This window comes from Streptomyces sp. NPDC007917 (assembly GCF_042959105.1).
Taxonomy (GTDB): domain Bacteria; phylum Actinomycetota; class Actinomycetes; order Streptomycetales; family Streptomycetaceae; genus Streptomyces.
The window spans coordinates 153,482-179,823 of sequence record NZ_JBIBKK010000020.1 but is presented as its reverse complement, the minus strand read 5'-3'; the positions used below and the strand labels follow the sequence as shown (position 1 = coordinate 179,823).

Here is a 26,342-nt window from a genome sequence, read left to right as displayed (position 1 = left end):
ACGTGCACACAGTCCGCAAAACAGACACACCAAAACAGCGCAAGAGGAAGTCAACAACCCCACGGCCACGCCGCACAGGTTAAAGATCAAGCTAGGGGGCGGGCGCCCGATAAACCACCTCTTGCGGCCAGTTCAGCCGGTTCAGCCGAACAGGTTGTACTGCTGCCAGCCCGTGCCGATCGTGACCGGCGTGCCGAAGAGGTCGGACGTGGCCTTGCCGGTGCCCGGGTAGAGGTAGAGCGTGCCCGCGGGGGTGCGGGCGGCCAGGTCGGCCTTGCCGTCGCCGGTGATGTCGCCGACCGTGGCGAAGGCGTCGTACTGGCTCCACGTACGGACGTGGATCCGGGTGGCGAACGCCCCGGAGCCGGACTTGCCGGTGCCCGGGTAGAGGTAGACGTACGAGTTGCTGCTGCCGCGGGCGATCAGGTCGGGCTTGCCGTCGCCGGTGAAGTCGCCGTGTCCGAGCAGCCGGTTGTACTGGTTCCAGCCGCTGCCGACCGCGACCGGGGAGGCGAAGGTGCCGTCGCCCTTGCCGGGGTAGATGTAGAGCGTGCCGCTCGCGGTCACCGACAGCAGGTCGGGCAGCTCGTCGCCGGTCACATCACCCGGTGCGACGACCTTGGTACGGGTGGACCAGTTGCCGAAGACCAGGGTGGTGGCCCAGCTCCCGCTGACCGGGACCCAGTGGCGCCAGTAGATCGCCCCGGTGGAGGCGCGGCGGATGATCTGGTCCTGGAAGCCGTCCCGGTTGAGGTCGGTCTGAAGGACGACGTTCTTGTCGCTGTACGAGCCCCAGGACACCCGGGTGGCGAACGAGGTGCCCTTGGAGTCGTACTCGTAGCCCGTGTTGTCCGAGGCGCGGCGCACGAACAGGTCGGCCCTGGCGTCGCCGTTCAGGTTGGTGTCGTCGATCCGCGGATAGGCCGCCCCGACGTACGTGCTCACCTTGGTGAACACGCTGTACGAGCCCTCGGCCACGCAGTCGGTGGCGCCCCAGGAGACCACGCCGACGACCTTGCCGCCGACGATCAGCGGGCCGCCCGAATCGCCGTTGCAGGCGGCGACGGTGCCGGTGTCCGAGCCGGTGGCGGGCTCGCCCGCGCAGACCATGTGGCCCTTGATGAACTGGGTGCCGTAGGTGGTGGCGCAGGTGGTGTCCGAGACCATCGGCAGGGTGGCGGTGCGCAGCGTCTCGGAGATGTCCTGGCTGGTGGAGCTGGTGCGGCCCCAGCCGTAGAGGGTGGCCTGGGTGCCCGCGGCGTAGGACGCGGTGTCGTTGGAGGTGGTGATGGGGGCGGGCTTGGCGGTGACGGGGCCGGGCAGCGTCAGAATGGCGATGTCGTTGTCGATGGTGGTCGCGCTGTACGACGGGTGGTTCCACTGCCGCCAGACCGCGGAGACGGTGCCGCCGTGCACGTCGACGGAGCCGTCGCTGTTGTCCGTCGGCTGTTGGGCGGTGCCGGTGATGACGGCGCCGTTGGCGTTCCAGTCGTAGCCCTTCACGCAGTGCGCCGCGGTCAGGATCTTCGTGGGGGACACGACGGTGCCGCCGCAGAAGAAGCCGATGTCGTCCGAGGTGTCGGTGGTGCCCTTGTCGTCGGAGTACCAGAGCTGCGCCATCCATGGGGCCGTGGTGATGGTGGTCTCCGTACCGCCGATGATCTTGGGATCGGCGGTGACCGACGGGGAGGTGGTGCCCGAGGGCGAGGTGGCGCCCGACGGCGAGGTCGTACCCGACGGCGAGGTGGCGTCCGACGGCGAGGTCGTACCCGACGGGGAGGTGGTGCCCGACGGGGAGGTGGCGCCCGCTGAAGGCTTCGCGTGCGCGGACGGGTTCGCCTCCGCCGAAGCCCCCTGCCGCTGATCCGCCCTCAGCGCGCCCTTGACTCGCGCCAGCAGCTCGGTGTGCGAGGGCCCGGCGCCACGCGCCGTCACCGGCTCGGGCGAGCCATGGGCGAGCGACGCGTGGGCGGGCGCGAGGGGAAGCGCGGCGGCGGCGAAGCCGGCGGCGACCGCGACGGCGGCGGCGGGGAGGGCTCTTCGCGCCCGCCTTCTGCGCCGCTCCCGCTTCTGGGCAGCGAACACTCAGGTCTCCTGTCGGTGAAGGATCGACTCGCGCCCGGACAGGGAGAAGCGGCCGGACAACGGCAGCATCCACACCGCCCGCTATACGGACGAACGCGGTCAGAAAACGCGTTCCCCTCCCGAGGCGGACTGATCGTATGACCGCTGGCCGTTCCGTCGGCCACGCCGCGGGAAACGGGCGCACAAGACTTGGCAAAGACGCATCAGGCGGCCAGATCGTGCTCCATGCGCCGGTCGACCCGGGACCGGAGCGCGAGGGTCACGGCCGAGGTCAGGACGCCGGCGAGGAGGGCGCTCCACCACAGGACGGCGGGGCTCAGGGACGTGTAGACGGTGACGCCCAGGGTGAGGGCGCCGAACCGGGCCACTCCCCAGGTCCATTGGAAGGCCCCCTGATAGCGGCCGCGGGCGTGGGCCGGGGCGAGTCCGGCGACCATCGACGCGGCGATCCCCGCGACCACGACCTCGCCGAGGGACCAGACGACCACGGACACGGTGTACGCGGCCACGCTGTCGGCCACACCGGTCAGCGCCACGCCCACGGCGATCAGCACGCTGCCGCCCGCCTGCACGGGCAGTTGCGGAAGCCGGGCCAGAGTGGCCGTGGCGACCGGCTGGAGTACGACCACGAACACCGCGTTGACGGCGGCCATCGCGCCGTAGACAGCCGGTGAGAGCCCGCTGTCGCGGATGGCCAGCGGCAGGGCGACCTCGGTCAGCGAGTAGACGAAGAGCTGGACTCCGAACAGCGGGAGCAGGGCGAGCAGCAGACGGTCGCGCAGCACGACGCCGTAGCCGATGCCGTCCGCCGCCGCGCCCTTGTCGTCCTTCCCGGCGGGGCGGGTCTCCCGCAGCCGGGTGGCGACGATCACCGCGTAGACCAGCATGGTGGCCACATCGACCGCGAACAGGAGCCAGAAGCCGTGTGCGGCGAGGAAACCGCCGAGAACGCCGGCCACGGCCGTTCCGATGTTGACACCCCAGCCGAAGAGCGCGTACGCGCGCTGTCGGCGGCCCGCGTCCACGGAGTCGGCGAGCAGCGCGTACGCGGCCGGGCTGATCATCGCGCCCGCCGCGCTGAGCAGCAGGGCGGCGGCCGCCATCGTCAGCACCCCTGGCGCCGCGAACAGGGCGCCCTGCGCGGCGGATGCGCCCAGGAGACCGATCAGCATCGTGGAGCGGCGGCCGATCCGGTCGGCGAGCAGGCCGCCGAGTGCCGGGCCGAGGAGGTTGCCCGCGCCCAGGGCGCCCAGGACATAGGTGGTCTCGGCTCCGGTGACGCCGCGCGCCGCCAGGAAGAAGACCAGGAAGGGGGTGACGAGGTAACCGAGCCGGTTGACGATCGTGCCGGCGAAGACGGTCCAGACGACGGACGGCAGGCCGCGGAATGTGGAGAGCATGCCGGGAGAGTGCGCGATCGCCCAGCGGCCTTGCCATTGATTAAGGTCAGACCGAATCCATGAGGGGCAGTGGGCGTCGTCGGCAGGGAGATCGCATGGAGACCGGGCTCAGCTTTTCCGCCGCGGACCTGGCACAGACGCGCTTCGCGGTCTCTCCGATGTGGGAAGTCGTCACCAGCTTTCGGCTGCTGCGCGGCGCCGAGGGCGAGCCGCCACCGCACCGCCGGTGGGCGGCACAGGTACGGCCGCGGCTGGCGGAGGCGGGGCTCGACCGCGGCTGGCTGGCCACGTTGATTCCCGAGGGCGGCTATCTCGCGGACTTCCTCAACCCGACCCCCACGGCCCCCTTCCCCACGCTCGCCGCCGAACTCGACGCGATCCGGCAGACCCCGGCCGAGCGCGTACGCACGGAACTGGACATGCTCGGCGCCGAACGGGACCTGGTCCGGCAGCCACGGATCCGGCTGCTCCGGGAGGCGTCCGAAGCGGCGCTCCAGAAGGTGGCCGCCGAAATCGAGACGTACTGGGAGCTGGCGCTCGCGCCCTATTGGGGCCGGATACGGCAGCTGCTGGAGGCGGATGTCTTCCACCGGGCCCGGCAGGTGGCCGAACACGGCGCCGGGCAGGTCCTCAGCGAGCTGCACGAGACCGTGCGCTGGGACGACGGCACGCTGCGCCTGGTACGCCGGCACTGCGGGCTGAGCCGGGCCGAGGCCGGGGCCGGGCTGCTGCTGGTGCCCTCCGCCTTCGCCTGGCCACGGGTGCTCACCCGCTCCGTACCGCCCGACCCCCCGCAACTCGCCTATCCCGCACGGGGCATCGGCACGCTGTGGGAGCCGCGCCAGGCGGGGTCGGTCGACGCGGTCGCGGCGGTGCTGGGCCGGTCCCGCACCCTGCTGCTCGCGGAGCTGGACACCCCGGCGTCGACGACGCAGCTCGCGGCGCACGTCGGGATGTCGGCGGCGGGGGTGTCGCAGCATCTCACCGCGCTCCGCGGCGCGGGGCTGGTGACGGCGCACCGGGCGGGCCGTTCGGTGCTGTACGCGCGCACAGCGGTGGCCGACGCGCTCATGGCCCCCGACGGAGCCACTGCGCCTCTCTGATGTCATTCGGGGTTCTGCGGCACCACGCAGCGGTCGTCCTGGGCCGGGGTGCCCTTCGGCCAGGCCAGGGCCTCGAAGGTCAGCTTGGCGCGCATCGGGTCGAGGCGGACGATGGCCAGGGCCTTGTTGTACGGGTTGCCGGCGTTCGTCAGACAGATCCAGCCACCCGCTCCCTCGACCCGGAATCTGGAGTTCAGGTTCTCGTAGTCCTCCTTGATCCTCTCCATCGACGGGACGGGCGTTCTGGTGGTCGCCGCCGCCTTCGTGAGGGCCTTCGCGGCGGTCAGGATCACATCGTGGGTCTCGATCGCCCGTCCGTCGTCGAGCCTCACCTTGCCCAGCTTTCCCTCGTGGGCCTTGGCCTCCGCGCGCAGTCGCGCCATCGCCTGCTGCGGTTCCACCAGATAGCGCGGGTAGTTCTTGGTGTCCGTCCCCTTCGCACCCGCGTGCTTCTTCCAGCGCTCGAGTTCCACATCCCAGGCGTCGGGGTGCGCCGGTGCCGCGTACAGGACGTTGACGGTGGGGGTGCCGGCCTTGGGGTCGCCCCGTAGCAGCGCGCGTTCCTCGCGGCCGAGGCGCTCGTCGAGCGAGGTCGCGTCGGATCCGGTGATCACGGTGTACGACTGCTTGCGGGCGCAGTAGGTGCGGGCCAGCTTCTTCACGAACAGATCGAGGTGAAAGGCCCTGCCCGCGAAGTAGACGACGCGCGCCTTGGATTCGCAGAGGTTCAGGGCGAAGGTCTCGAACTCGTTGGGGGTGACCCCCGCGATCTCCGGCCCCTCCGAGGTGAAGGTCATGTCCTGGGCTCCGGAACCGGCCCCCCGGGCCTCGGTGAACGCGTCGCGGAGCGACTTGTTGTAGCTGTCGCCCGGCCGGGTGTCGGCGACCAGCGCCGTCTGCGTCCGGGCCAGCCCCGGGTCGTAGTTCAGCAGCGCGGCGGCCTGGTCCTTGCTGGTGGAGACCACGCGGGCCAGGCCCGGATACCGGTAGGGGCCCGGACCGTCGGTGTTGGCGAAGGCCTTGGAGGTGACCAGACCGGCCACGACGGGGATCTTCAGGTCGTTGGTGAGGTAGCGCATGGCGGCCTGGGTGCTGTCCAGGCTCAGATTGAAGCCCACGACCATCCGCAGCTCCGGCTCCTGGTCGACCAGCCGGTCCACCGTGAACCGCCAGGCCCGGTAGTCCCGGCCGGGGTTGGCCAGCACCAGCCGGATGGGCGGGGCCGCGTCCGAGCCGTTCGCCTGGAGCTGTCCCAGATAGGCGCCCTGCACCTCGCTGACGATCTGCCGGCGCACGGCCGCGTTGTCCGACTCCATCGGAATCATCAGCGCCACGGTCGCGTGCGCCTTGTGGGCGATCCGCTCGTTCTCCGCCTCGATCCCGGCGAACACCTCACGCATGCCGGGCACCCGGGGCATGAACACGCCCGTCCCGTCCGAGGCCCCGACGCAGTCCGCGCCCCGCATCACCAGCCGCTCGCCACAGCCGTCGGCGCGATCCCAAGGAGCCCAGCTCAGCAGCGCGGCGAGCACCGCGAGGGCCACGCCCATGGTCCCGGCGGACAACGTCGCCGGCCCCCACCGGCCGGCCCTGAGCGCGGGGAGCGGGGCCGGTGCCGGGGAGACGAGGCACACCTGAAGCACCCGGCTCGGCAGCGCTCCCTCCAGACCGCGCCGCAACCGCTCCACCGCCTCGTCCCGCTCGCGGAACCGTTCGGGCACCGCCGCGGGCAGTTCCTCCGCGGTCACGGCAGGCTTCTCCCCCCGCGGCGGCGGCGCGGCGCCCGGGGCGGAGGTCGCGATGACGACGGGATGCACCCGCAGATCGCGCGCCCCGTCTTCGTAGGCCTTGAGCAACCGGTCCCTGATCAGCCGCCGCGCGGCGGACAGGTCGACGTCCGGCAGCAGGACGACCGGGCGCCGCACCCGGTTGAGGCGGCGGAAGAAGCCGTAATGCGCGTCGATGTCCGCGAGCAGCGCCTCGACGAGCAGGAGCTGCTTCTCCTCCACCGGCTTCTGCTGCCGGGCGCGTAACTCCCGGAAGACCTCGAGCTGTGTGACGACCCGGCCCCTGAACCACTTCCTGCGGTACCAGCGCACCGTACGGCGGTGCGGGAAGCGGCAGACGTCCGCCACCTTCACCATCACCCCGACCAGCCCGCCCAGCCGCTGCGCCACCTGCTCGTCCCGGGCCAGGGCCTCGGCCCGTTCCTTCATCTCCTTGAGGTTGTAGCGCCGTTCCTCGGCGATCGCCTGTTTGACCATCCGCGCGACCTTGGTGTTCTGCTTGGCCGGCAGTTGCCCGTCGTCCGGCCGCCAGACGTACAGCGCCGCGAAGGCCGCCGCGAAGCGGGGGAAGACGATGGGCAGTCGGTAGGCCGGGCGGCCGTCGTACCCACAGCCCTGGACGATGGCCAGCAGCTCGGTGACGACCTCCTGCTCCTGGTCCTCCTCCTCCGGCAGCTTGTCCGGGCAGTTGAGCGGCAGGACGCCGCGGTACCGCTCGTGGAAGAGACGGGGCCAGTCCCGGACGGCCGGCCCCTCGCCCTCGAGCTGAAGGATCAGGGCTCCGGCCCTACGGGGGAACTTCAGCCGTCTGACGCGCAGCCGGTCCCTGATCGTGAGCTGCGCCACCGCGTCATCCAACGCCCGTTCCATGTCGCCCCCGTCCTTGCCCTGCCACCGCAGGCCGTGACGTCAATTCGTTCGGAGCACTATAAGGACCAACTATGCGTGATAAACGCAGACTTGACACGGCTCAGTGACTTTCGGGCACGGCGCGACAGTAGGCCCATGAGGCCGGGAGGGGTCCCGCCGCGCGACGGGGCGAACGGCATCGCGTGGCCGTGCCCGCGCCTGACGGCCGGGGCCCGCTTCGCGCGTGACCGTGCGGAGGGTGGCCGCCCTGCGCACGGTCCGGCGCTGCTGTTCCCGGCGCCGTCCTGGTCGTCGTTCGTCGCGGCGGTCAGGGGTGGAGAGCTCTCCGCCTGACGCGTACGACAACCAGCCAGTGAGGCGAGCGGCCCCTCGAACCCGCCGGTCGGGGGACGCCGTCAGAGCTGGAGTGGGTCCAAGCGGCTGTTGCCGAGGCGGAGGAGGCCGCGCGGTTTCGGGCGAAGTGGCTGGTCGAGCGGGGATGGCTGACCGAGGAGTGGCCGGGGCTGTTCAGGCCGCGGACCGCTTGACGCGGCGGGGCGCGGGGGCGTTTGCACCACGGCCCGTCCAGTTTTCGTTATCGGCGTCGCCCCCGCCCGTCTCCATAGCATGCATGCGACACGACAGATCAGCCGCCGCACCATGCTCAAGGCCACGGGCGCCGCAGCCGGAGCCGTCGGCCTCGCCACCGTCGCCACCCCCTCGGTGGCCGCGGGCGGGGCCTTCGCGCACCCCGGCCTCCTCCACACCGGCGCCGACCTCGCCCGTATGGCCGCCAAGGTGAAGGCCGGCGCCTCCCCCTACACCGCCGGGTACGCGAAACTGACCGCCAACCGGCATTCGCAGAGCGACTGGACGGCCAATCCGCAGACCGTCGTGTACCGGGGCGTGGAAGTGCGCCCCCCGAGCACGTGGAAGCAGAACTACTGGACCCTCTACAACGACATCCACGCCGCGTACCAGAACGCCCTGCGCTACCACGTCAGTGGCGACAGCGCCCACGCCGACACCGCCGTCGCGATCCTCAACGCCTGGTCGGCGAAGCTGACGAAAGTCCACGGCAACGCCGACCGGTGGCTGGCCGCCGGGATATACGGGTACCAGGCCGCCAACGCGGCCGAGCTCGTCCGCGACCGCGACGACTTCGAACTCGAGCGATTCCAGAAGATGCTGGTCGACGTCTTCTACTCGTTGAGTGAGGACTTTCTCGTCAGGCACAACGGCACCCCCGACCCCCACTACTGGCCCAACTGGGACCTGTGCAACATGGCCTGCGCGCTGGCCACGGGCATCTTCTGCGACGACCAGGCCAAGGTCGAGCGGGCCGTCGAGTACTTCAAGCACGGCGTCGGCATGGGCTCGATCAAGCACGCCATCCCGGTCGTGCACGACGACGGGCTCGCCGAGTGGATGGAGGCCGGGCGCGACCAGGGACACTCGCTGATGGGCGTCGGGCTGATGGCCACGTTCTGCGAGATGGCCTGGAACCAGGGCATCGACCTGTACGGCTACGACGACAACCGCTTCCTCAAGGGCGCTCAGTACGTGGCCAAGTGGAGCCTGGGCGGAAACGTGCCGTACACGCCCTACGCCCAGGTGGACCATCGGCCGGGGATCCAGACCCCCACCCAGGTCGCCCCCGCCGACCCGACGCAGGTGCGGCCGGTCTGGGCCATGGTCGCCAACCACTACACCAAGCGGCGCGGGCTGTCCGCCACCTACCTCACGCAGATCGCCGCCAAGGCCGGGCCCGAGGGCGGCGGCGGGGACTACGGGCCCAACAGCGGCGGATTCGACCAGCTCGGCTTCGGGACGCTGGCGTTCACGCGGGACAAGGCGACGGACACCAAGGCCACACCGAAGCCCGCAGCTTCGGCCTCGGCCCCGGCCTCGGGCGCCGCCTCCGACCCGCGGCCCCAGACGGCGGCCACCGCATCGGCCTCCGCTTCCGCCTCCCCCACCGCGGGGGGCGACCTCGCCGCGACCGGCTCCGGCGAGATCGTCGGGTGGACGGCCGCCGCGGGCGTCACCGCCGTCGCCGGCGGCCTGCTCTTCCTGCGCCGCCGCGGCCGGGGGCGCCACGGCGCGTAGGAAGAGTTAGCACATTCCCGGGATCTGTTACATCCCGGATGTGTGTCATACGCCCAGGGGCTCCTCCAGGGCCTGGTCCGCGAAAACGGGGCGGATCCGGCCCTGGCCCCCGGACCCCGACCTGCGGCCCTACGCCCTCAGCGACCAGGCAGCGCACCGCGTCCCAGTCGTGGCACAGCCGGTGGCAAGCCACGCAACCCCCGTGCGCACTGGCCCCGGCACCCGTGAAACCGCCGTGAAACCGCCGTGAACCCGGCCGCCCGCACTCTCTTCCGCATGACGAATTCCCGATCCCCCCGGGCCATCACGGCGACCGGGCTGCGCAAGGCGTACGGCGAGCAGGTGGTGCTCGACGGCATCGACCTGGACATCCCCGAAGGCACGGTCTTCTCGCTGCTCGGGCCCAACGGCGCCGGCAAGACCACCATGGTCCAGATCCTGTCCACGCTGATCGGCGCCGACGGCGGCGAGATCCGCGTCGCCGGGCACGATCCGGTCAAGGAGCCCGACGCGGTGCGGGCCGCGATCGGGGTGACCGGGCAGTTCTCGGCGGTGGACCACCTGCTCACCGGCGAGGAGAACCTGCTCCTGATGGCGGACCTGAATTACCTGGGCCGCCGCGAGGGGCGGCGGCGGGCCGCGGAGTTGCTGGAGCGGTTCGACCTGGTCGAGGCGGCCAAGAGGACGCCCGCCACCTACTCGGGCGGGATGCAGCGGCGGCTCGACATCGCGATGACCCTGGTCGGCGAGCCGCGCATCATCTTCCTCGACGAGCCGACCACCGGCCTCGACCCACGCAGCCGGCACAGCATGTGGCAGATCGTCCGCGACCTGGTGGCGGGCGGGGTGACGGTGTTCCTGACCACGCAGTACCTGGAGGAGGCCGATGAGCTCGCCGACCGGATCGCGGTGCTCAACGGGGGGAAGCTGGTCGCGGAGGGGACCGCGGACGAGCTCAAGCGGCGCATTCCGGGGGGCCATGTCCGGCTGCGGTTCGCCGTGCCGGGCGATCTGGAGCGGGCCGCCCGCGCCCTCGGCGAGGTGTCACGTGACGAGGAAGCGCTCACCCTCCAGGTGCCGAGCGACGGCAGTGTCCGGGAGCTGAGGTCCCTGCTCGACTGGCTGGACGCCGAGTCGATCGAGGCCGAGGAGCTGTCCGTCCACACCCCCGACCTGGACGACGTCTTCTTCGCCCTCACCGAAAAGCCCGGCACCCCCACCACCACCGCACAGAAGGTGAACGCGTGATGAGCAGCGCCGTGACCCACCCCCTCCGCGACTCGATGACGATGCTGCGGCGCAACCTCCGGCACGCCCTGCGCTACCCCGCCATGACGATCTCCGTCGCCGCGATGCCGATCATCATGCTGCTGCTGTTCGTCTATGTCTTCGGTGGCGCGCTGGGCACCGGTGTCGGCCCGATGGGCGGGGCGGGCGGCGACGCGGACTACATCGACTACGCCGCCCCCGGAATCATCCTGATGGCGGCGACCTCCGGGTCTTTGGCGATGGCGGTGGCCATCTCCGTCGACATGACCGCGGGCATCATCAACCGGTTCCGCACCATGGCGATCTCGCGGTCGTCGGTGCTGGTCGGACACGTCGTCGGCTGTGTGCTCCAGACGCTGGTCGCCATCGCCCTGGTCACCGGGCTCGCGCTGCTCATGGGGTTCCGGCCGAACGCCACCGCCGTCGAGTGGGTCGCGGTGTTCGGCCTGCTGACGCTGGTCACCGTCGCGCTCACCTGGCTCGCGGCCGCCATGGGGCTGGTGTGCAGGAGCCCCGAGACGGCGAGCAACGCGCCGATGCCGCTCCAGTTCCTGCCGCTCCTCGGCAGCGCGATCGTCCCCACGGACTCGATGCCGACCGCGCTGCGCTGGTTCGCCGAGTACCAGCCCTACACCCCGATCATCGAGACGCTGCGGGGGCTGCTGATGGGCACGGAGATCGGGAACAGCGGCGTCATCGCGGTGGCCTGGTGCGTGGGGCTCACCCTGGTCGGCTTCCTCTGGGCGCGGGCGGTGTTCAGGCGGGAGCCGAGGCGTTAGCCCCCGGCCGGGCGATCTTCGCGGGCCCGGCAGTGCCCGCCGTACCCGCGGTACTCCCGCGGGGCGGCCGTCAGGGGCTCGATTGCCGTCAGGGCCGCGGCCCGCAGATCGTCCCGCCCCAGGGCGGTGTACGAGGACACCGCCTCCGCGTACGCCGCCCCGTCGGCCGCTTCCGCGGCCTGGCGGGCCCGGGCGGAGGCCATGGTCGGCTGGAATCCGCGCAGGAAGCGGAACCGCTCCGCCAGGGCGATCAGCCGCGCGCCGGACGCACGGGCCGCCGCGTCCCCGGTGCGCTCCGCGCGGTCCAGTTCCACCAGGGCCAGCGCCAGCAGCAGCGCCCCGCACACCGGGAATTCCATCAGATAGGCCGGGGGCTTCTCCACGGGGTGGCTGAGCATCGTCCACAGCTTGTGGGGAAGTTCGCCGACGCTCTCCTCGACCTGGTCGAGCCGGCCGTGGTGCGCGTGGGCGACCATGGCGGTGGCCTCGACCTCCAGGGTCCAGGGCTCCAGGCCGGGCGGATCGGTGCGGTAGAACGCGTTCTCGGCGCTGCGCGACGCCTCGACGGCCCGTCGCCACAGGCGAAGACCGGCCTCGTTCTCGCCCCGTGCGAGAAGCAGCTCCGCCCGCATGCCGAGGTCGAAGATGAGCACGCCGACCGTTTCGTCGATCCGGTCCGACGTGGTCAGCGGCAGTCGGCGCTCCGCCTCGTCGATGGCGCCCAGTTGCAGATTGACGAGGGTCAGGGCCGCCTTGACGCCGGACACGTCCCCCCACGGCATGCTCTCCTCCAGCAGCCGCAGCGCCGCCTCCCCATGGCGCCTGCCCTCCTCGCCCCGTTCCGCCTGGAGGCACAGTTCCCCGATCCGGGAGTGGGCGAGGACACGGACCCAGGCGGCGCTGCGGCCCGAGAACGCGTCCAGCATCCTCCTGGCGGTCCGCAGTGCGCCGTCCAGGTCGCCCGCCCGCTCCAGGACATAGCTCGCCACGGCATTCGCGACGCCCGCCAACAGCGGCTCGTCGCTGTCGCACAGCGCGCGCAGCGGGGCGGGGTCGGCGCCCAGCACCTCGGGCGCGGCGGCCAGGACGGTCGCGACGGCCCGGGGCAGGGTGTCGGGCGCGGCGGGCGGCAGCCGGCGCAGGGTGGCGAGCGGGCGGCCGGCGTGCAGTCCGATGACCGTGAAGGCGTTCGCGGTGAACAGCGCGGTGGCGGTCCGGGTGGCCTCGACGAGCGCGGGGTCACACTCCCGCTCGGGCCGGAAGTGCGACAGCGGACGGCTGGTCTCGTCGGCCAGCACGGCGACGCGCGCGTAGTTGCCCTCGACGGTCCACAGGCTCGCGAGCACGGCGGAGACCGCTGCGACCGCTGCGACCGCGGCGCCGTCGGCCCGGGCGAGGCCGTGCCGCAGGGCGTGGACGAGGTTGTCCTGTTCGGCCCGGATCCGGTCGAGGGGGGCGAAGGGGTCGACGGAGTGGGGCCCTTCGTGGTGCGCGAGGCCGAAGTCGCGGGCCCACGCGAGGAAACGGCCGATCACCACGTCGGTCTCCCCGGCCGCCTCCCGGTGGGCGGTGCTGAACTCCCGTACGGTCTCGAGCATCCGGAAGCGCGCCCCCGACGGGGTGTCGGCGACCCCCAGCAGGGACTGGTCGACCAGGTCCGCCAGCACCTCGAGGGCGTCGTCGTCCGCCGCCAGGAGATGGCGCGCGGCGTCCGCCGTGAAACCGCCGGGGAAGACGGACAGCGCCCGCAGCGCCGCCTGCCCGGTGGCGTCCAGCAGGTTCCAGCTCCAGTCGACGACGGCGTGCAGCGTACGGTGGCGGCTCGGCGCGTCCCGCGCGCCGCCGCGCAGCAGGGTGAACCGGTCCTCCAGGCGGCGGGCGATCTCCGCGACCGACATGACCCGGACCCGCGCGGCCGCCAGCTCCACCGCGAGCGGCAGTCCGTCCAGGTGGCGGCACAGCTCCTCCACCGCGCCCGCGGGCAGCTCGGCGCCGGGCCGCACCGCCCGTGCCCGCTGCTCGAACAGCTCGACCGTCGTCGCCGGGCTCAGCTCCGGCAGCGGATACACGGCCTCCGACGAGAGGCCGAGCGGCGCCCGGCTCGTGGTGAGCACCCGCAGGTCCTGGGTCTGGGACACCAGATGCCGCACCAGTTCGGCGGCGCCGCGGATCACGTGCTCGCAGTTGTCGAGCACCAGCAGCACGGGCCCGGGGCCGAGAGCGCCCAGGATGCCGGTGAGGACGTCCGCCGGCAGGCCCAGAGGGCCGACCGAGACGGGCGGGGCGTCGCCGACGCCGAGCACCGACGCGACCTCCCTGACCACGTCCTCGTCCGAGGCGACGCCCGCGAGCCCGACGAAGTACACGGTGCGCCGCCCGGCCCGGCGGCTCACGGCGTGCGCCAGCCGCGTCTTGCCCAGGCCGCCCGGCCCGACGACCGAGGCGACCCGGGAGGCGTCCAGCAGCCCCGCCACCGCGGCGATGTCCTCGTCGCGGCCGAGCAAGCGATTGGGCTCGTACGGGACGCCGTGGCGCACCACCGGCGCCTCGCCCCGCAGCAGTTCCTCGTGGACGGCCCGCAGCGCGGGGCCGGGGTCGGTGCCGAGCTGATCGCGCAGCGCGCGGCGGTAGGTGTCGTACCTGGCCAGCGCCGCGGACGGGCCGAGCGTGGCCGCCTCGCAGCGCAACAGCTCCAGCAGCACCTCCTCGTCCCGCGGCCGCTCGCGGGCCAGGCCGGCCAGCGGCCCGGCCGCCTCGGCCCGGCGGCCGAGCCGGGACAGCGCCAGCGCGCGGGCGCGCACCAGCGCCCGGTACGTCGCGGCCCGCTCCGCGCGCAGGGCGGCCAGCGGGTCCTCGGCCATCGCGCTGTGTTCCGTGCCCTCGGCCTCGCCGCCCGGGTCGCCCTCCCACAGCGCGAGGCCGGCCTCGGCGTGCGCGAGCGCTGCGGCGTGGTCGCCCGCGCGCGCGTGGCGGGCGCTCGCGGCCTCGCTGAGCAGGACGGCGGAGCTGTCGACCTGCTCCTCGGGCAGGGCGAGCCGGTAGCCGGTGGGGGTGCTGGCGATCACATCGGCGCCCAGCTGGGAGCGGGCGCGGGAGACCAGGATCTGGAGCGCCTTGGTCGGGTTCTCCGGCCGCTCCCCGGGCCGCTCCCGCGGCCACACCCCGTCCACCAGCCGCGCGGTGCCGCAGCCGGTGCGCGGCTCGCCCGCGAGCAGCGCGAGCAGGCCGCGCAGCCGGGGCCCGGTGATCTCGCGGCCGCGGCACGAGACCCGCGACAGCAGGGTCAGCTCGGTGGTCACCGGGTCAGGTTAGCCAGTCGGCGGACCGTCCCGACTGTGCGGTCGGGGGTGGGCCAGTACGCGGGACTGGTCAATGAAGGTCGGTCAGCGGGGCCCGTCAGCGAGTGCCGACGGGCTCCAAGCCCTTCGTCTCAGCGGTCGCCGCGCGCAGGGCGGGCGCCGCCCGTTCGAATTGACGTCCTCACCCACGTGAACGTGGGTGATTCCCGCCTGCCCCGCCGCATGCAGCGGTAGGGCTCCGGGTGGGTTCCTGCTTCGACGAGCGCTGCCCCGGCATGCGGGGTCTGACGTGCTCTCCACAGGCGTTTTGACGCTCCGCCTCGTGCCGCATCGCAGCGACACGTTTCCGTCCAGCGGCGCGTATGTTGACCTCGGCGTTCTCGTCCCGGTCGTGGCGGGTGCCGCACCCCGTGCAGGTCCAGGTACGAATGTGGAGCTGCTCGCGGCCCTTGGGGCCGGTAAGGCGACCGCACCCGGGCTGGGAGCACAGCTGGGTGGAGGGGAACCACCGATCGACCCTGGCGAAAGTCCGACCATACCGTTCACACTTGGCTTCGAGAACGCGGACGAAGGTGCCGAGGGACTGGTCGTAGACGCTCTTGCCGAGCCTGCCGCGCCGGGTGGCCATGCCCCTCACGTTCAGGTCCTCCACATAGACCGCTTGGCTCTGACGGACGATGCGGGTGGTCTCCTGCTCGATGAAGTCGCGCCGCTGGTCAGCGATGCGGGCATGGACCCTGGCGATGGCCTGCCTGGCCTTGCGCCGGTTGTTCGATCCCTTCTGCTTACGGGACACGGCACGCTGGGCCCGCTTGAGCTTGCGTTCCTGGCGGCGGAAGAACTTCGGGGATTTGATTTTCCGGCCGCGCAGCACGGCGTAGGAAGACAGGCCCAGATCGATCCCGGTGTCCGTCTCCTCCACATCCAGCCCGGGCAGAGGCTTGTCGTCCACCTCGACCACGAAGCTGGCGAAGTACCTGCCGGACGGGTCCTTGATGATGGTTACGGACGTGGGCTCGCAGGGCAGCTCTCGGGACCAGCACACCTGGATGTCGCCGATCTTCGGCAACCGCAGCTTCCCGCCCTTGGTGAGAGACCAGCGGGCGTTCGCAGTGAATCGGATCGCCTGCCGGGCGGTCTTCTTCTTCATCTTCGGCGGGCCCATCGAAGGGCCCTTGCGGGTGCCACCCTTCGAGGCGAAGAAGTTGCTGTACGCCCTCTCCAGGTCGCGCAAGGACTGTTGGAGCACCACTGCGGACACCTCGCCGAGCCAGACCCGCTCAGGGGTCTTCTTCGCCTCGGTGATGACCCGCTTGGACAGCTCGGCCGCCTTCGGGCGCGGCAGGCCCTTGGCGTGGGCGTCGTGGCGCAGACGGAGGGCGTCGTTCCATACGACGCGGGCGCACCCGAACGCCCTCGCCAGCTTGCCGCACTGAGAAGCGCTCGGGTACACGCGGAAGTTGTACCGGAGCTTCATACCGATCACCGTAATACGGTTGGTTTATGGACGAGCATGGATCGATCGGAACTGGCGAACATTGCACTCTCTCTCGCATATGTTTTTGGTTTTCGCAATGAGGCACGACAAAAAGTGTTCACCGACGCACATGAAGGGGTCACGCGCAGCGTGTGCGCAGACTTCGGAACCGAGGCGGTGGAGTTCGACGGCGAGGCCGACTATGTCCACCTGTTCGTGAACTTCCCACCGAAGGTGGCGATCTCGACGCCCCGGGGCGTCGGCAGCCGCCTGCCCATGCAGCACGACTCGCCGACCGGTTCGGCCCCGGCGGGAAGTGACCCACGCCCCGACGGCCGCCGAGGCGCCGGGCCGCTCAGAACCCGCGCCCGCCAACCGCCGTACGCCCCACCACCGCGCCCAGCTTGCGCAGCCGCCGCCAGTCCAGGGGCGGCTTCACCGCCGGGACCCCGGGCCTGACCCTGGGGACCCGGACCCGCAGCGCACCGGGCGCGATGCGGCAGCGCACCGGGACCGACACCATCAGCGCCTCCCCGTCCACCCCGACCTCGATCTCCTCGCGGTCGGCGTCCACCACCACCTCCTGGGCGGTCCGCACCGTCAGGCCCGCCGCCTTCCGGCCGCGCAGCAGCCCGGCGGCCTGGGCGGCGTTGTCGACCTTGACGCCGAGGACGCCGAGCCTGCCGGAGTTCAGCAGCTCGCGGCGGCCGAGTCCGGCCGGGTCGCCGGTGCGGTACGGGTTGTTGCTGACCAGCAGGGCCTGGGGAGCCGCGATCTTGACCCCGTCGGCCTGCGCGACCATCCGGGGGCCGCGCTGGCGGGTCAGCAGGTCGGGCAGCAGCTCCAGGGTGGTGCGCACCTTGTCGTCGCGGTAGGCGGGACTCTGGACGACCGCCGCGTACGCCCCGAAGGAGGCGTTGTTGACGAAGGGGTGCTCGTTCGCGTAGCCGAGGTCGACGCGGAGTTCCACGCCGTCGGTGAGCGCGTCCAGGCAGGCCGACGGGTCCTCGCGGTCCAGGCCGAGGTCCATCGCGAAGTGGTTGCGGGTGCCCGAGGAGATCACCAGGAAGGGGAGTCCGCGCTCCACCGCGACCGCCGCGACCAGGGCCTGGGTGCCGTCGCCGCCCGCCACGCCCAGCAGATCGGCGCCCGCGTCAGCCGCCTCCCGGGCCAGGGCGGCCACGTCCCGCGGGTGGTCCGGGTCGAGCAGCACCACGCGCGCGCCCAGCCGCTCGGCCTTCTCCTTGAGCCCGAACCGCCCCACCTTCCCGCCGCCCGAGCGCGGATTCATGATCAGGAAGGGGCTCTGCGGCGCGGGGGTCCGGTACTCCGTCACCGGTACGGCGCCGAAGCCGGTGCTGCGGATCGCGGCCCGCCCCGCCCAGACCGCCACCCCCCACAGGCCCAGGGCGACCATGACCACCCACAGCAGGTTCCGCGCGTCGTAGAACCCGATCACGGTGAGCGGCGCCGCCACCGCCAGGACGACCGCCGCGATCCGGACCACGCCACGGCGGGTCAGCACCCACCAGACGGCGGCGGCGGTGACCGCCATGCCGCCGAGACCGACCACCACCAGGATCAGGCTGGCGGTCCCGGCGAAGATCATCGGCAGCAGCAGCCCCAGCGCGGCGGCGGCCAGGGACAGCCGCGCCGACCAGCGCTGCGCGGCATGGGCCCCCTCCCCAGGGTCCAGCACCATCGGCCCTCCCCGGCCCGGCAAACCACTCAACGGCGTTCTCGACTCTCTCTCGACAGCGCGTCATGGTAGGCCGTACGGCGGGCCGTTCGTGCTCACCCACGCCAAGAGCATGTCCGCGTCACCCTGGAGGACGGGCCGTGGGTGGTGCGAGGTTCAGTCGAACCGCCCGGGACAGCTCAGGCGGCGGCGGGCCCGACCGTACGGGCGACGAGGTCGCGCCAGCCCGCCTCCAGCCGCTCCAGCGCCATGCCGCGCTGCCGGGTCAGATGGTGGATGAGCGCGGGCTCCAGGTAGCCCATCAACGTCTCCGCCAGCAGTGCCACGTCGCCGTCGGCGTGCGCCTCGCGCAGCAGCATGGTGATGTGGGTGAGCCGGACCTGGCGCGGGGCCACGGACAGGCGGCGGTCGGCGGGCGGATCGCCGGCCAGGTAGAGGTCGAGGTACGCGGACATCTGCCGGAGGGTGGACACCCCGAACGCCGCCAGCCGCTCCACGGCCGGGGCGCCGGGTCCGAGCGGGGGCGGGCCGGTGAGAAACGCCTGCTGGTAGGCGCGCTCGGAGTGGTCGAGCAGGGCCTGGAGCAGACCGGTGCGGTCGCCGAAGCGCCGGAAGACCGTCCCCTTGCCGACCGACGCGGCGCAGGCGACCGCCTCCATGGTCAGCTTGTCCACCCCCTGCTCGGCCACCAGCCGCGCGGCGGCCTCCAGCAGCCGGGCCCGGTTACGCACGGCGTCGGCCCGCATCGGGGGCGCCTGGCCGGCCAGGGGCAGCAGCGACCGCCCGGCCACGTCCGCGGGTGCGGATGACGAGGCGGGAGGGGGCGGGGGCTGGGGCGGCGCTGACGGGTCCATGATGGAGATCGTAGCGGACCGCGGTCCGCTTAGTTTAAAGTGGACCGCGGTCCGATTATCTGGTACAACCTTCAACTAACGAGGTCCGCTCCGCGGGCGCTTATCGATCTTGGAGAACTCATGTCTGTTCGCATCCTCGCCCTGGTCGGCAGCCTCCGCGCCGGCTCGACCAACCGCCAGCTCGCCGAGGCCACCGTGAAGCTCGCCCCTGAGGGCGTCGAGATCACGATCCACGAGGGCCTGGCCGACGTGCCCTTCTACAACGAGGACATCGACGTCGAGGGGTCCGTCCCCGCTGCGGCGGCGAAGCTGCGCGCCGCTGCCGGTGAGGCCGACGCCATCCTGCTCTTCTCGCCCGAGTACAACGGCACCATGCCGGGCGTCCTGAAGAACGCGATCGACTGGCTGTCCCGCCCGTACGGCGCCGGCGCCATCTCCGGCAAGCCGGTGGCCGTCGTCGGCACCGCCTTCGGCCAGTACGGCGGCCAGTGGGCCCACGACGACGCCCGCAAGTCCGTGGGCATCGCCGGCGGCACCGTCGTCGAGGACATCAAGCTCTCCATCCCCGGCTCGCTGACCCGCTTCGCCGAGCAGCACCCGTCGGACGACGCCGAGGTCACCGAGCAGCTGACCCACGTGCTCGCCCGCCTGACGAAGGAAGCCGCGGCCGCGCAGGCCTGAGCCCCGGCTCCCCTCGGCGGGCCCCGTCGACCGAACGCGGTCGGCGGGGCCCGCTCGCGCTCCGCGGGCCGCCCGAGGCCGCCCAGTACGCTGCCGCCGAGACAACGATGCCGCCGCATCCGACCAGTGGGAGTGCCCGTGGAATTCATCCACCACGCCGACGGCGAAGCCCTGAGCTGTGCCTCCTTCGAGCCCACCGGGCCCGCGGCGTCCGACGCCGGCCGCGCCCGCGTGGTGATCATGCACGGGGCCGGTGTCGGCAGCAAGGAGCGGAGCATCCCGCTCGCCCGCGACTTCGCCGCCGCGGGCCACCCCTCCCTCGCGTTCGACTTCTCCGGACACGGGGACAGCTCCGGGAGGCCGGCGGAGCTGAGCCTGGAGCGCAGGTTCCGTCAGGCGCTCAGCGTCATCGAGGCGTTCGCGCCCGACTGCGGCCCGCTGGCGCTGGTCGGCTTCAGTATGAGCGGGCAGACCGTCGCCGATCTGACCTCCCGCCTCGGCGACCGGGTCGAGGCGATCTGCCTGTGCGCACCGGCGGCGTACGGGCCAAAGGCGTGGCCGGTGCCGTTCGGGGACGGCTTCACCGAGCTGATCCGCCGGCCCGACAGCTGGCGCCCCAGCACGGTCTTCGACGCGCTCGGCGCCTTCACCGGCCGCTCCGTCCTGGTCGTCCCCGAGCGCGACGAGATCATCCCGCCCGAGGTCACCGCCGGGATCGAGCAGGCCCTCCGTACCAGGTCCCGCTTCTCCAAGCTGGTCCTGGACGGCGCCGACCACCAGCTCGGCCGCTGGCTCTCGGGCCACCCCGAGCACCGCGCCCGCCTCGTGGACCTGTGCACCCGGCCGCACGACCCGGACCCCACCGGCCTCACGCGGATCTGAACCCCCACCACCTCGGCAACCCCGACACCGACCCCCGTCAAAGGCGTTGACGCCACGGGCGTAGTGTCCGAGCCTCGAGGTCAGCAGGACGAGGGGGCGTGGCCATCCATGGCGACGGACGATGCCGTACGCGGCTGTACCGGTGTGCTGGTCATCGGCACGCGCGGTGCCGCGGGGCCCGGTGAGGTCCTGGTACGGGTCAGAGGCGGCTCCGAGACCTTCCTCGCCTGGTCCGACGAGCCCTTGCCCAAGGGGGCGTCCGTGCTCGTCATCGACTGCCGCGGCGCGCGCCAGGTCGACGTCGTCGAGTGGGCTGATCCGTTGAACGCGTTGGCCGGCGAGACCGGCAACGCCGGCTGAGGAGACGAAAAATGTTCGGTTACCGCGTTCCCGCCCCCGACGAGGCGATGCTCATCTCCGGTGGCAGGCGGGGCCAGGGGGGTGCGCCGTTCCGCGTGGTGACCGGGCACGGCAAGTTCGTGCTCCCGGTCTTCCGCAAGACCCGGTTCCTGACGCTGGCGATGTGCGAGGCCGAGGTCGCCGAGAAGTGCGTCACCAAGCAGGGCATCGTGCTGACGGTCCGTGCCGTGATCGCCTTCAAGGTCGGCAACGACACCGAGAGCATCGTCAACGCTGGCCAGCGATTCCTCTCCGACCAGGACCAGATGTCCGTGCTGACCGGCCGGATCTTCGCCGGACACCTGCGCGCCATCATCGGCTCGATGACCGTCGAGGAGATCATCACCGAGCGGCAGAAGCTCGCCACCGAGGTCCTGGACACCTCCAAGACCGAGATGGCGAAGATCGGTCTGATCGTGGACTCGCTGCAGATCCAGTCCATCGACGACGGGGACACCGGCTACATCGCGGCGATGTCGGCCCCGCACAAGGCCGCCATCCAGCGCCAGGCCCAGATCGCCCAGGCCCAGGCCGCGCAGGCCTCGGCCGAGGCGGAGCAGGCGGCCGCGCGCAAGCAGGCCGAATACGCCCGGCAGACCGCCATCGTGCAGGCCGAGTACTCGGCGGAGGTGGAGCGCGCGCAGGCCCAGGCCGGGCAGGCCGGGCCGCTGGCTGAGGCCCATGCGCAGCAGGAGGTGCTCGCCGCGCGGACCGAACTGGCCCAGCGCGCCGCCGATCTGCGCCAGCAGCAGCTGGTGGCCGAGATCGTGAAGCCCGCCGAGGCCGAGGCCGAGCGGATCAGGGTGCTGGCGCTGGCCGAGGCGGAGCGGATGCGGATCCAGGCCGAGGCCGCGGCCTCGCACGGCCGGGTCGCGCTGGACCGCATGCTCATCGACCAGCTGCCGCAGATCGTCAAGGAGGCCGCCTCCGGGCTCTCCGGAGCCAATGTCAACGTCCTCAATGGCGCCGACGGACTGGGCGAGATCGCGGCGGGTCTGGTCGGGCAGGGTCTGACGATCCTGGACTCGGTGCGGCGCAACCTGGGTTCGCCCGAGGGTGATGTGGAGAAGGCGGAGAAGGCGGAGAAGGCGCAGAAGAGCGGCGGGCAGCGCCCGGCGGGCGAGGGCGGCAGGGTCGAGATCCGCTGAAGGGCGGGGCCGTACGACCACCGCACGGCGGCCAGTTGCCAGCGCATCCGGCCGCCGTGCGTCAGCACATCTGGTAGTCCCGCCGGTCCGGGAACGTCACCCGGTTGAGATTGCACCGGCGCGGCGCGGCCCCGGCACATCGCGCATGCGCCTGCAGCGCGACGCTGACCAGGCACAGCAGCACATCCGCGTCCCGCTCGTTGTCCAGGTGCACGGTCACCCACTGCGAGTCCGGCACCAGCCGGATCGCCGTGGAGCGCCCCAGGTGGACGGCCAGGTGGCGGATGGCCGGTTCGGTAAGGTGCAGGTCGGCGTCCCGGTCGGAGTGGAAGTGCACGATCTCGCACTCCGCCGTCCGCACCGCGTGGCCCATGCCACAGCAGGCCGGGCCCACGTCGAGGTCCGGCCAGTCCCGCAGTCGCTCCATGGCCCGATGCGCCACGCTCACGCATACATCCTCCCCCGGTTTCCCGGGGCCTCACCCTCGCGTTGCCTGACCGTAACCATCAGATACGACAAGTCGATTGGGTGCGTGACGGACCGGGAGAGCGCCAGGAGGGCTGCCGGGCCCGATTCCCGTACTCCCTGGTTGTGATGGCCCCCACCCCTTGCTACCCTTCAGTAGGCAGGTTCGTTGGAAAAACAAACTTACTCGTCCTCGCGGGAAGAGGAGGCGATCGCCATGCGCGACGCCGTCATCGTCGAAGCCGTCCGCACCCCCATCGGCAAGGGCAAGCCCGGCGGCGCGCTCGCCGGGGTGCATCCGGTGGAGCTGCTGGCGCACACGCTGGGCGCCCTCGTCGAGCGGAGCGGGGTGGACCCGGCTCTGGTCGACGACGTGATCGGCGGGTGTGTCGACCAGGTGGGCGAGCAGGCCATGAACACCACGCGGTACGCATGGCTCTCCGCCGGATTCCCCGATACGGTCCCGGCGACCACCGTGGACCGGCAGTGCGGGTCCTCGCAGCAGGCCGTGCACTTCGCCGCGCAGGGCGTCATCTCCGGGGCGTACGACCTGGTGGTGGCCTGTGGGGTGGAGTCCATGAGCCGGGTGCCCATGTGGTCGAACGTCCCGGCGGGCGCCGACCCGTTCGGGCCGGGGATCGCGGCCCGCTACCCCGAGGGGCTGGTGCCACAGGGCATCAGCGCCGAACTGATCGCCGCGAAGTGGTCCCTGACGCGCGAGCAGATGGACGAGTTCGCCACCGCGTCCCACCAGAAGGCGGCCCGCGCGACCGCGGAGGGGCGGTTCGCCGCCGAGCTCGCGCCCCTGACGGCGGGCGGGCGCACGGTGGACACGGACGAGTCCATCCGCCCCGCCACCACACCCGAGGTACTGGCCGGGCTGCGGCCCGCCTTCGCCGACCCCGGGTTCGCCGAGCGGTTTCCGCAGATCCAGTGGTCGGTGACGGCGGGCAACAGCAGCGCGGTCAACGACGGCGCGGCCGCGCTCCTCATCACCAGCAGTGACACCGCGGCCCGACTCGGCCTGCGCCCCAAGGCCCGGCTGCACAGCTTCGCCGTCACCGGCTCCGATCCCCTGCTGATGCTCACCGGCGTCATCCCGGCCACCGAGAAGGTATTGCGCCGGGCCGGGCTCGGCCTCTCCGACATCGACCTGTTCGAGGTCAACGAGGCCTTCGCCAGCGTGGTCCTGGCCTGGCAGCAGGAAACGGGCGCCGACCCCGCCAAGGTCAACGTCAACGGCGGCGCCATCGCCCTCGGCCACCCGCTGGGCGCCAGCGGCGCCCGGATCATGACCACCCTCGTCGGAGCCATGCGCGAGCGGGGCGCGCGGTACGCGCTGCAGACGATGTGCGAGGCGGGCGGGCTCGCCAACGCGACGGTGCTGGAGGCCATCGGGTGAGCCGCGCGGGCACGGGCCCGCCGTGCGCACGCGGTGTGCGGCGGTATAAGCATCCGCACCGGCGAATACGCCTGACCCAGGGAGCGACACGACGTCGCTTCGGCGTGTCGCCGTCCCAAACCCACCACAAACCCAGAGCGCGTCAGCCCGTCGTCCATTGACGGAGTTTCTCGGGGTTGCGTACTGCCCAGATGCGCGTGATCCGGTCGCCTACGACGTCGAACGCGAACACCGTCACGGTGACGCCGTCTTGCTGAGCCACCAGACCGGGCTGACCGTTGACCGTACGCTCCAGGAACGTCATGTTGTCGGGCTTCCGGCAGGCGATTTCGATCCAGGCGTGCGCGATCTGCTCGCCGCCTTCGATGGGGCGCAGGAAGGTGGTGGCGAGGCCGCCGCCGTCGGCGATCGCCGTGGCGTCGGGGTCGAGCAGGCCGATCAGGACGTTGATGTCCTTGGCCTCCCATGCCTGTTTGAAGTCCCTGACGACGCCGGCGCGCTGGGTTGCCGGAGTCGTGGAAGGCTGCGCGGCCCGGATGCGGCGGCGGGCCGAGGAGGCCAGCTGGCGGCATGCCGCCGGGGTGCGGCCGAGGATCTCGGCCACTTCGGCGAAGGAGTGGCAGAAGACATCGTGCAGGATGAACGCGACGCGTTCAGCCGGGGTCATCGTTTCGAGCACAACGAGGAAGGCCATGTTGACCGACTCGTCGAGGGTGACCCGGTCGGCCGGGTCGACGGTGGTGCCGCCCGGCCGCCCGCTGATCCACTCCGTACGTCCGGGCAGCGGCTCGGGTATCCATTCGCCCACGTAGGTCTCCCGCCGGACCCGTGCCGAGCCGAGCAGGCTGAAGCAGATGCGGCTGGCGACCGTCGTCAGCCAGGCGCCGGGGGACTCGATGGCGTCCTGCTGCTGCCGGGACATGGCGTACCAGCGGGCGTAGGTCTCCTGGACGGCGTCCTCGGCCTCGGCCAGGGAGCCCAGAAGGCGGTAGGCGAGATTGATCAGCTGGCGCCGCTCGCTCATGATCGCGTCCAGGGCCGGATCGGGCCGGCCGTGTCCTGGCTCGCATCGGGTGGTCATGGTTCCGACAGCTCCCTTGGTCGCATCTGCCCTCACCAGTCCGACGGAACAGCCCACCGGAATGTGAGGCCGGTGGATCGCCTCACATTCCGGGGGGCTGTCCTGTCGGACGGTGAGGGGAACACTCCTCCAGCGAACAGGGAGCTCACAGACATCATGACGACCTCATTGCCGGCAACACCGTTCGCCGACCCGGCGTCCGAGCAGCGCCTGGAGCGGGCGGCCACCGCGCTGGCCGCACACGGCTTCACCGTGGAAATCCTCGACGACGCCGCCGCCGCGCGTACCCGCGTCAAAGATCTGATACCGCAGGGCGCCAGCGTTTTCACCGGGGCCAGCGAGACCCTCCGCCTGTCCGGCATCGAAGAGGACATCAACGCCGGCGGACGGTACCAGGCCATCAAGCCACGCGCCCTGGCCATGGACCGCGCCACCCAAATGGACGAGATCCGGCGGCTGCTCGCCAGCCCCGACGTCATCGTGGGCAGCGTCCACGCGGTCACCGAAACCGGCTCCCTCGTGATCGCCTCGGGCAGCGGAAGCCAGCTGCCCGGCATGGCCGGCGGCGCCGCCGACGCGATCTGGGTCGTCGGGGCGCAGAAGGTGGTACCCGACCTGGACACCGCGCTGCGGCGCGTCGAAGACCACTGCCTCCCGCTGGAAAGCGTCCGCACCCAGGAAGCCTACGGGTGGCCGAGCGCCGTCAACCGCCTTCTCATCCTCAACGCGGAGCACCAGCCTGGACGCGGCACCGTCCTGCTGCTCCGCGAAGCCATCGGATTCTGAACCACCAGGAGCGTGGAAGGAAAACGGTGTCGTCGAACGCGACTTCACCGTGGGCGGGATACCCGGCGTGCTCTGGTCGCCCGCATCCGGTCCCTGATCGCGCGCCCCTGGCGCTGCTGGGTGCGGCGTCCGGTTTTCCGGCCGGGCGCCGGGGCCCCGCTCACGCGCGGCGCCGCGAAGCCCCCGCGCCGACCGCCGCCGAGCCGTGCACCGCGACTCCCTCGGGGCGGCCCAGCTCCAGATACATCTTGACGTCGTCGAAGCGCTCGTCGCCGACGGCTATCCCGCTCGGCAGCCGCCCCCACTCCCGGAAGCCCAGGTCCTCGTACAGGGCGATCGCGCCGTGGTTGTTCCCCCGCACGCCCAGGAGCAGCAGCTCAAGACCGGCCGCGCGCACGTCGTCGATCAGCGCGGTCACCAGGAGCCGGCCGATGCCCCGGCCCCGGGCCTCGGGGTGGGTCATGACCTGCTGGAGCTCGGCGCTGTGCCGGTAGCTGGCCACGGAGGCGCGCCGCCGCCACAGCGCACAGCCCAGCACCTCACCCGATCCGTCCGCCGACGTCGCCTCGGCCGCCAGGGCGAGCGCCGCGTCCCCGGCCCGTACGTCGGCCAGCACCCCGTCGAGCCAGGCGTCGGTCTCCGTGCGGCTGGGCGGCGCGAGGTAGCCGATGGCCCCGCCGGTCTCGCTGACGGCGTGGACCATACGGTGCGTCCTCGCGCGCAGCGCCTCGTCCAAGGCGGTCGGCCAGACCAGCTCGACGGGGTCGGTCATGTCGTGTGTTCCTCGC

21 protein-coding genes are annotated in these 26,342 nt (G+C 72.0%); 11 read left to right on the top strand and 10 right to left on the bottom strand.

Annotated features, from left to right (window positions below):
• Positions 1-141 precede the first annotated feature (141 nt).
• Complete coding sequence (locus tag ACFZDL_RS32620; RefSeq protein ID WP_353597060.1) at positions 142-2,085, bottom strand: trypsin-like serine protease; 1,944 nt, start codon at positions 2,083-2,085, stop codon at positions 142-144.
• A 203-nt stretch (positions 2,086-2,288) separates the two neighbouring features.
• Complete coding sequence (locus ACFZDL_RS32615; RefSeq protein WP_353597061.1) at positions 2,289-3,485, bottom strand: MFS transporter; 1,197 nt, start codon at positions 3,483-3,485, stop codon at positions 2,289-2,291.
• A 95-nt stretch (positions 3,486-3,580) separates the two neighbouring features.
• Here ACFZDL_RS32615 and ACFZDL_RS32610 point away from each other — a divergent pair, with 95 nt between their 5' ends.
• Positions 3,581-4,588 carry a DUF5937 family protein gene (locus ACFZDL_RS32610; RefSeq protein ID WP_353597062.1) on the top strand — a complete coding sequence of 336 codons (1,008 nt, stop codon included), beginning with the start codon at positions 3,581-3,583 and terminating at the stop codon, positions 4,586-4,588.
• A gap of 2 nt (positions 4,589-4,590) precedes the next feature.
• Here the strand turns inward: ACFZDL_RS32610 and ACFZDL_RS32605 are convergent, their stop codons facing one another.
• Positions 4,591-7,245: a hypothetical protein gene (locus tag ACFZDL_RS32605; RefSeq protein ID WP_353597063.1), complete on the bottom strand. Its 2,655-nt coding sequence runs from the start codon at positions 7,243-7,245 to the stop codon at positions 4,591-4,593.
• A 606-nt stretch (positions 7,246-7,851) separates the two neighbouring features.
• Here ACFZDL_RS32605 and ACFZDL_RS32600 point away from each other — a divergent pair.
• From ACFZDL_RS32600 to ACFZDL_RS32590, 3 genes are all read left to right on the top strand, one after another.
• Complete coding sequence (locus ACFZDL_RS32600; protein ID WP_353597064.1) at positions 7,852-9,333, top strand: alginate lyase family protein; 1,482 nt, start codon at positions 7,852-7,854, stop codon at positions 9,331-9,333.
• Positions 9,334-9,609: 276 nt separating this feature from the next.
• The gene (locus ACFZDL_RS32595) at positions 9,610-10,581 is read left to right on the top strand and encodes an ATP-binding cassette domain-containing protein (protein ID WP_353597065.1); all 972 of its coding nucleotides are present in this window, start codon (positions 9,610-9,612) and stop codon (positions 10,579-10,581) included.
• A complete protein-coding gene (locus ACFZDL_RS32590; RefSeq protein WP_353597066.1) occupies positions 10,581-11,381 on the top strand; it encodes an ABC transporter permease in 801 nt (266 codons plus the stop codon). Before ACFZDL_RS32595 ends, ACFZDL_RS32590 begins: the two co-directional genes overlap by 1 nt.
• Here ACFZDL_RS32590 and ACFZDL_RS32585 read toward each other — a convergent pair.
• Both ACFZDL_RS32585 and ACFZDL_RS32580 read right to left on the bottom strand, forming a co-directional pair.
• Positions 11,378-14,680 (bottom strand): BTAD domain-containing putative transcriptional regulator, encoded by a 3,303-nt coding sequence (locus ACFZDL_RS32585; protein WP_353597067.1) that lies wholly within the window; start codon positions 14,678-14,680, stop codon positions 11,378-11,380. The two genes, ACFZDL_RS32590 and ACFZDL_RS32585, sit on opposite strands and share 4 nt — an antisense overlap.
• Before the next feature lie 181 nt (positions 14,681-14,861).
• Positions 14,862-16,157 carry an RNA-guided endonuclease TnpB family protein gene (locus ACFZDL_RS32580; protein WP_353597068.1) on the bottom strand — a complete coding sequence of 432 codons (1,296 nt, stop codon included), beginning with the start codon at positions 16,155-16,157 and terminating at the stop codon, positions 14,862-14,864.
• Positions 16,158-16,193: 36 nt separating this feature from the next.
• On the opposite strand from ACFZDL_RS32580, the gene ACFZDL_RS32575 reads away from it, so the two are divergent.
• Positions 16,194-16,616, top strand: coding sequence for a transposase (locus tag ACFZDL_RS32575; RefSeq protein ID WP_391193183.1), 423 nt, complete (start codon positions 16,194-16,196; stop codon positions 16,614-16,616).
• Here ACFZDL_RS32575 and ACFZDL_RS32570 read toward each other — a convergent pair.
• Both ACFZDL_RS32570 and ACFZDL_RS32565 read right to left on the bottom strand, forming a co-directional pair.
• The gene (locus tag ACFZDL_RS32570) at positions 16,513-17,859 is read right to left on the bottom strand and encodes a diacylglycerol kinase family protein (RefSeq protein WP_353597069.1); all 1,347 of its coding nucleotides are present in this window, start codon (positions 17,857-17,859) and stop codon (positions 16,513-16,515) included. The two genes, ACFZDL_RS32575 and ACFZDL_RS32570, sit on opposite strands and share 104 nt — an antisense overlap.
• Positions 17,860-18,035: 176 nt before the next feature.
• A complete protein-coding gene (locus ACFZDL_RS32565) occupies positions 18,036-18,710 on the bottom strand; it encodes a TetR family transcriptional regulator (RefSeq protein WP_391193181.1) in 675 nt (224 codons plus the stop codon).
• 120 nt (positions 18,711-18,830) lie between these two features.
• On the opposite strand from ACFZDL_RS32565, the gene ACFZDL_RS32560 reads away from it, so the two are divergent.
• The 4 genes from ACFZDL_RS32560 to ACFZDL_RS32545 all read left to right on the top strand — a co-directional run bounded on the left by ACFZDL_RS32560 (position 18,831) and on the right by ACFZDL_RS32545 (position 21,820).
• Positions 18,831-19,391, top strand: a complete 561-nt coding sequence (locus ACFZDL_RS32560; RefSeq protein WP_353597070.1) for an NAD(P)H-dependent oxidoreductase — start codon at positions 18,831-18,833, stop codon at positions 19,389-19,391.
• A 138-nt stretch (positions 19,392-19,529) separates the two neighbouring features.
• Positions 19,530-20,273: an alpha/beta fold hydrolase gene (locus ACFZDL_RS32555; RefSeq protein ID WP_353597071.1), complete on the top strand. Its 744-nt coding sequence runs from the start codon at positions 19,530-19,532 to the stop codon at positions 20,271-20,273.
• Between the two features lie 108 nt (positions 20,274-20,381).
• The gene (locus ACFZDL_RS32550; RefSeq protein ID WP_353597072.1) at positions 20,382-20,633 is read left to right on the top strand and encodes a hypothetical protein; all 252 of its coding nucleotides are present in this window, start codon (positions 20,382-20,384) and stop codon (positions 20,631-20,633) included.
• Positions 20,634-20,644: 11 nt separating this feature from the next.
• Entirely contained in the window at positions 20,645-21,820 is a 1,176-nt protein-coding gene (locus ACFZDL_RS32545; RefSeq protein WP_353597073.1) for an SPFH domain-containing protein, read from the top strand.
• Positions 21,821-21,881: 61 nt separating this feature from the next.
• Here the strand turns inward: ACFZDL_RS32545 and ACFZDL_RS32540 are convergent, their stop codons facing one another.
• Positions 21,882-22,268: a luciferase family protein gene (locus tag ACFZDL_RS32540; protein ID WP_353597074.1), complete on the bottom strand. Its 387-nt coding sequence runs from the start codon at positions 22,266-22,268 to the stop codon at positions 21,882-21,884.
• A gap of 234 nt (positions 22,269-22,502) precedes the next feature.
• Between ACFZDL_RS32540 and ACFZDL_RS32535 the strand changes: the two genes are divergently transcribed.
• Positions 22,503-23,687: a thiolase family protein gene (locus ACFZDL_RS32535; protein ID WP_353597075.1), complete on the top strand. Its 1,185-nt coding sequence runs from the start codon at positions 22,503-22,505 to the stop codon at positions 23,685-23,687.
• A gap of 142 nt (positions 23,688-23,829) precedes the next feature.
• On the opposite strand, the gene sigJ is transcribed toward ACFZDL_RS32535, so the two are convergent.
• Positions 23,830-24,768 carry an RNA polymerase sigma factor SigJ gene (sigJ, locus tag ACFZDL_RS32530; protein ID WP_353597076.1) on the bottom strand — a complete coding sequence of 313 codons (939 nt, stop codon included), beginning with the start codon at positions 24,766-24,768 and terminating at the stop codon, positions 23,830-23,832.
• A gap of 156 nt (positions 24,769-24,924) precedes the next feature.
• On the opposite strand from sigJ, the gene ACFZDL_RS32525 reads away from it, so the two are divergent.
• A complete protein-coding gene (locus ACFZDL_RS32525; RefSeq protein WP_353597077.1) occupies positions 24,925-25,554 on the top strand; it encodes an LUD domain-containing protein in 630 nt (209 codons plus the stop codon).
• Positions 25,555-25,714: 160 nt separating this feature from the next.
• Here the strand turns inward: ACFZDL_RS32525 and ACFZDL_RS32520 are convergent, their stop codons facing one another.
• Complete coding sequence (locus ACFZDL_RS32520) at positions 25,715-26,326, bottom strand: N-acetyltransferase (RefSeq protein WP_353597078.1); 612 nt, start codon at positions 26,324-26,326, stop codon at positions 25,715-25,717.
• Positions 26,327-26,342: the final 16 nt, after the last annotated feature.

Coding starts and splice junctions, on each gene's coding strand:
- ACFZDL_RS32615 (WP_353597061.1), bottom strand. CDS start 3,485: ATGCTCTCCACATTCCGCGGCCTGCCGTCCGTCGTCTGGACCGTCTTC.
- ACFZDL_RS32610 (WP_353597062.1), top strand. CDS start 3,581: ATGGAGACCGGGCTCAGCTTTTCCGCCGCGGACCTGGCACAGACGCGC.
- ACFZDL_RS32605 (WP_353597063.1), bottom strand. CDS start 7,245: ATGGAACGGGCGTTGGATGACGCGGTGGCGCAGCTCACGATCAGGGAC.
- ACFZDL_RS32600 (WP_353597064.1), top strand. CDS start 7,852: ATGCATGCGACACGACAGATCAGCCGCCGCACCATGCTCAAGGCCACG.
- ACFZDL_RS32595 (WP_353597065.1), top strand. CDS start 9,610: ATGACGAATTCCCGATCCCCCCGGGCCATCACGGCGACCGGGCTGCGC.
- ACFZDL_RS32590 (WP_353597066.1), top strand. CDS start 10,581: ATGAGCAGCGCCGTGACCCACCCCCTCCGCGACTCGATGACGATGCTG.
- ACFZDL_RS32580 (WP_353597068.1), bottom strand. CDS start 16,157: ATGAAGCTCCGGTACAACTTCCGCGTGTACCCGAGCGCTTCTCAGTGC.
- ACFZDL_RS32575 (WP_391193183.1), top strand. CDS start 16,194: ATGGATCGATCGGAACTGGCGAACATTGCACTCTCTCTCGCATATGTT.
- ACFZDL_RS32570 (WP_353597069.1), bottom strand. CDS start 17,859: ATGGTGCTGGACCCTGGGGAGGGGGCCCATGCCGCGCAGCGCTGGTCG.
- ACFZDL_RS32565 (WP_391193181.1), bottom strand. CDS start 18,710: ATGGACCCGTCAGCGCCGCCCCAGCCCCCGCCCCCTCCCGCCTCGTCA.
- ACFZDL_RS32560 (WP_353597070.1), top strand. CDS start 18,831: ATGTCTGTTCGCATCCTCGCCCTGGTCGGCAGCCTCCGCGCCGGCTCG.
- ACFZDL_RS32550 (WP_353597072.1), top strand. CDS start 20,382: ATGGCGACGGACGATGCCGTACGCGGCTGTACCGGTGTGCTGGTCATC.
- ACFZDL_RS32545 (WP_353597073.1), top strand. CDS start 20,645: ATGTTCGGTTACCGCGTTCCCGCCCCCGACGAGGCGATGCTCATCTCC.
- ACFZDL_RS32535 (WP_353597075.1), top strand. CDS start 22,503: ATGCGCGACGCCGTCATCGTCGAAGCCGTCCGCACCCCCATCGGCAAG.
- sigJ (WP_353597076.1), bottom strand. CDS start 24,768: ATGACCACCCGATGCGAGCCAGGACACGGCCGGCCCGATCCGGCCCTG.
- ACFZDL_RS32525 (WP_353597077.1), top strand. CDS start 24,925: ATGACGACCTCATTGCCGGCAACACCGTTCGCCGACCCGGCGTCCGAG.
- ACFZDL_RS32520 (WP_353597078.1), bottom strand. CDS start 26,326: ATGACCGACCCCGTCGAGCTGGTCTGGCCGACCGCCTTGGACGAGGCG.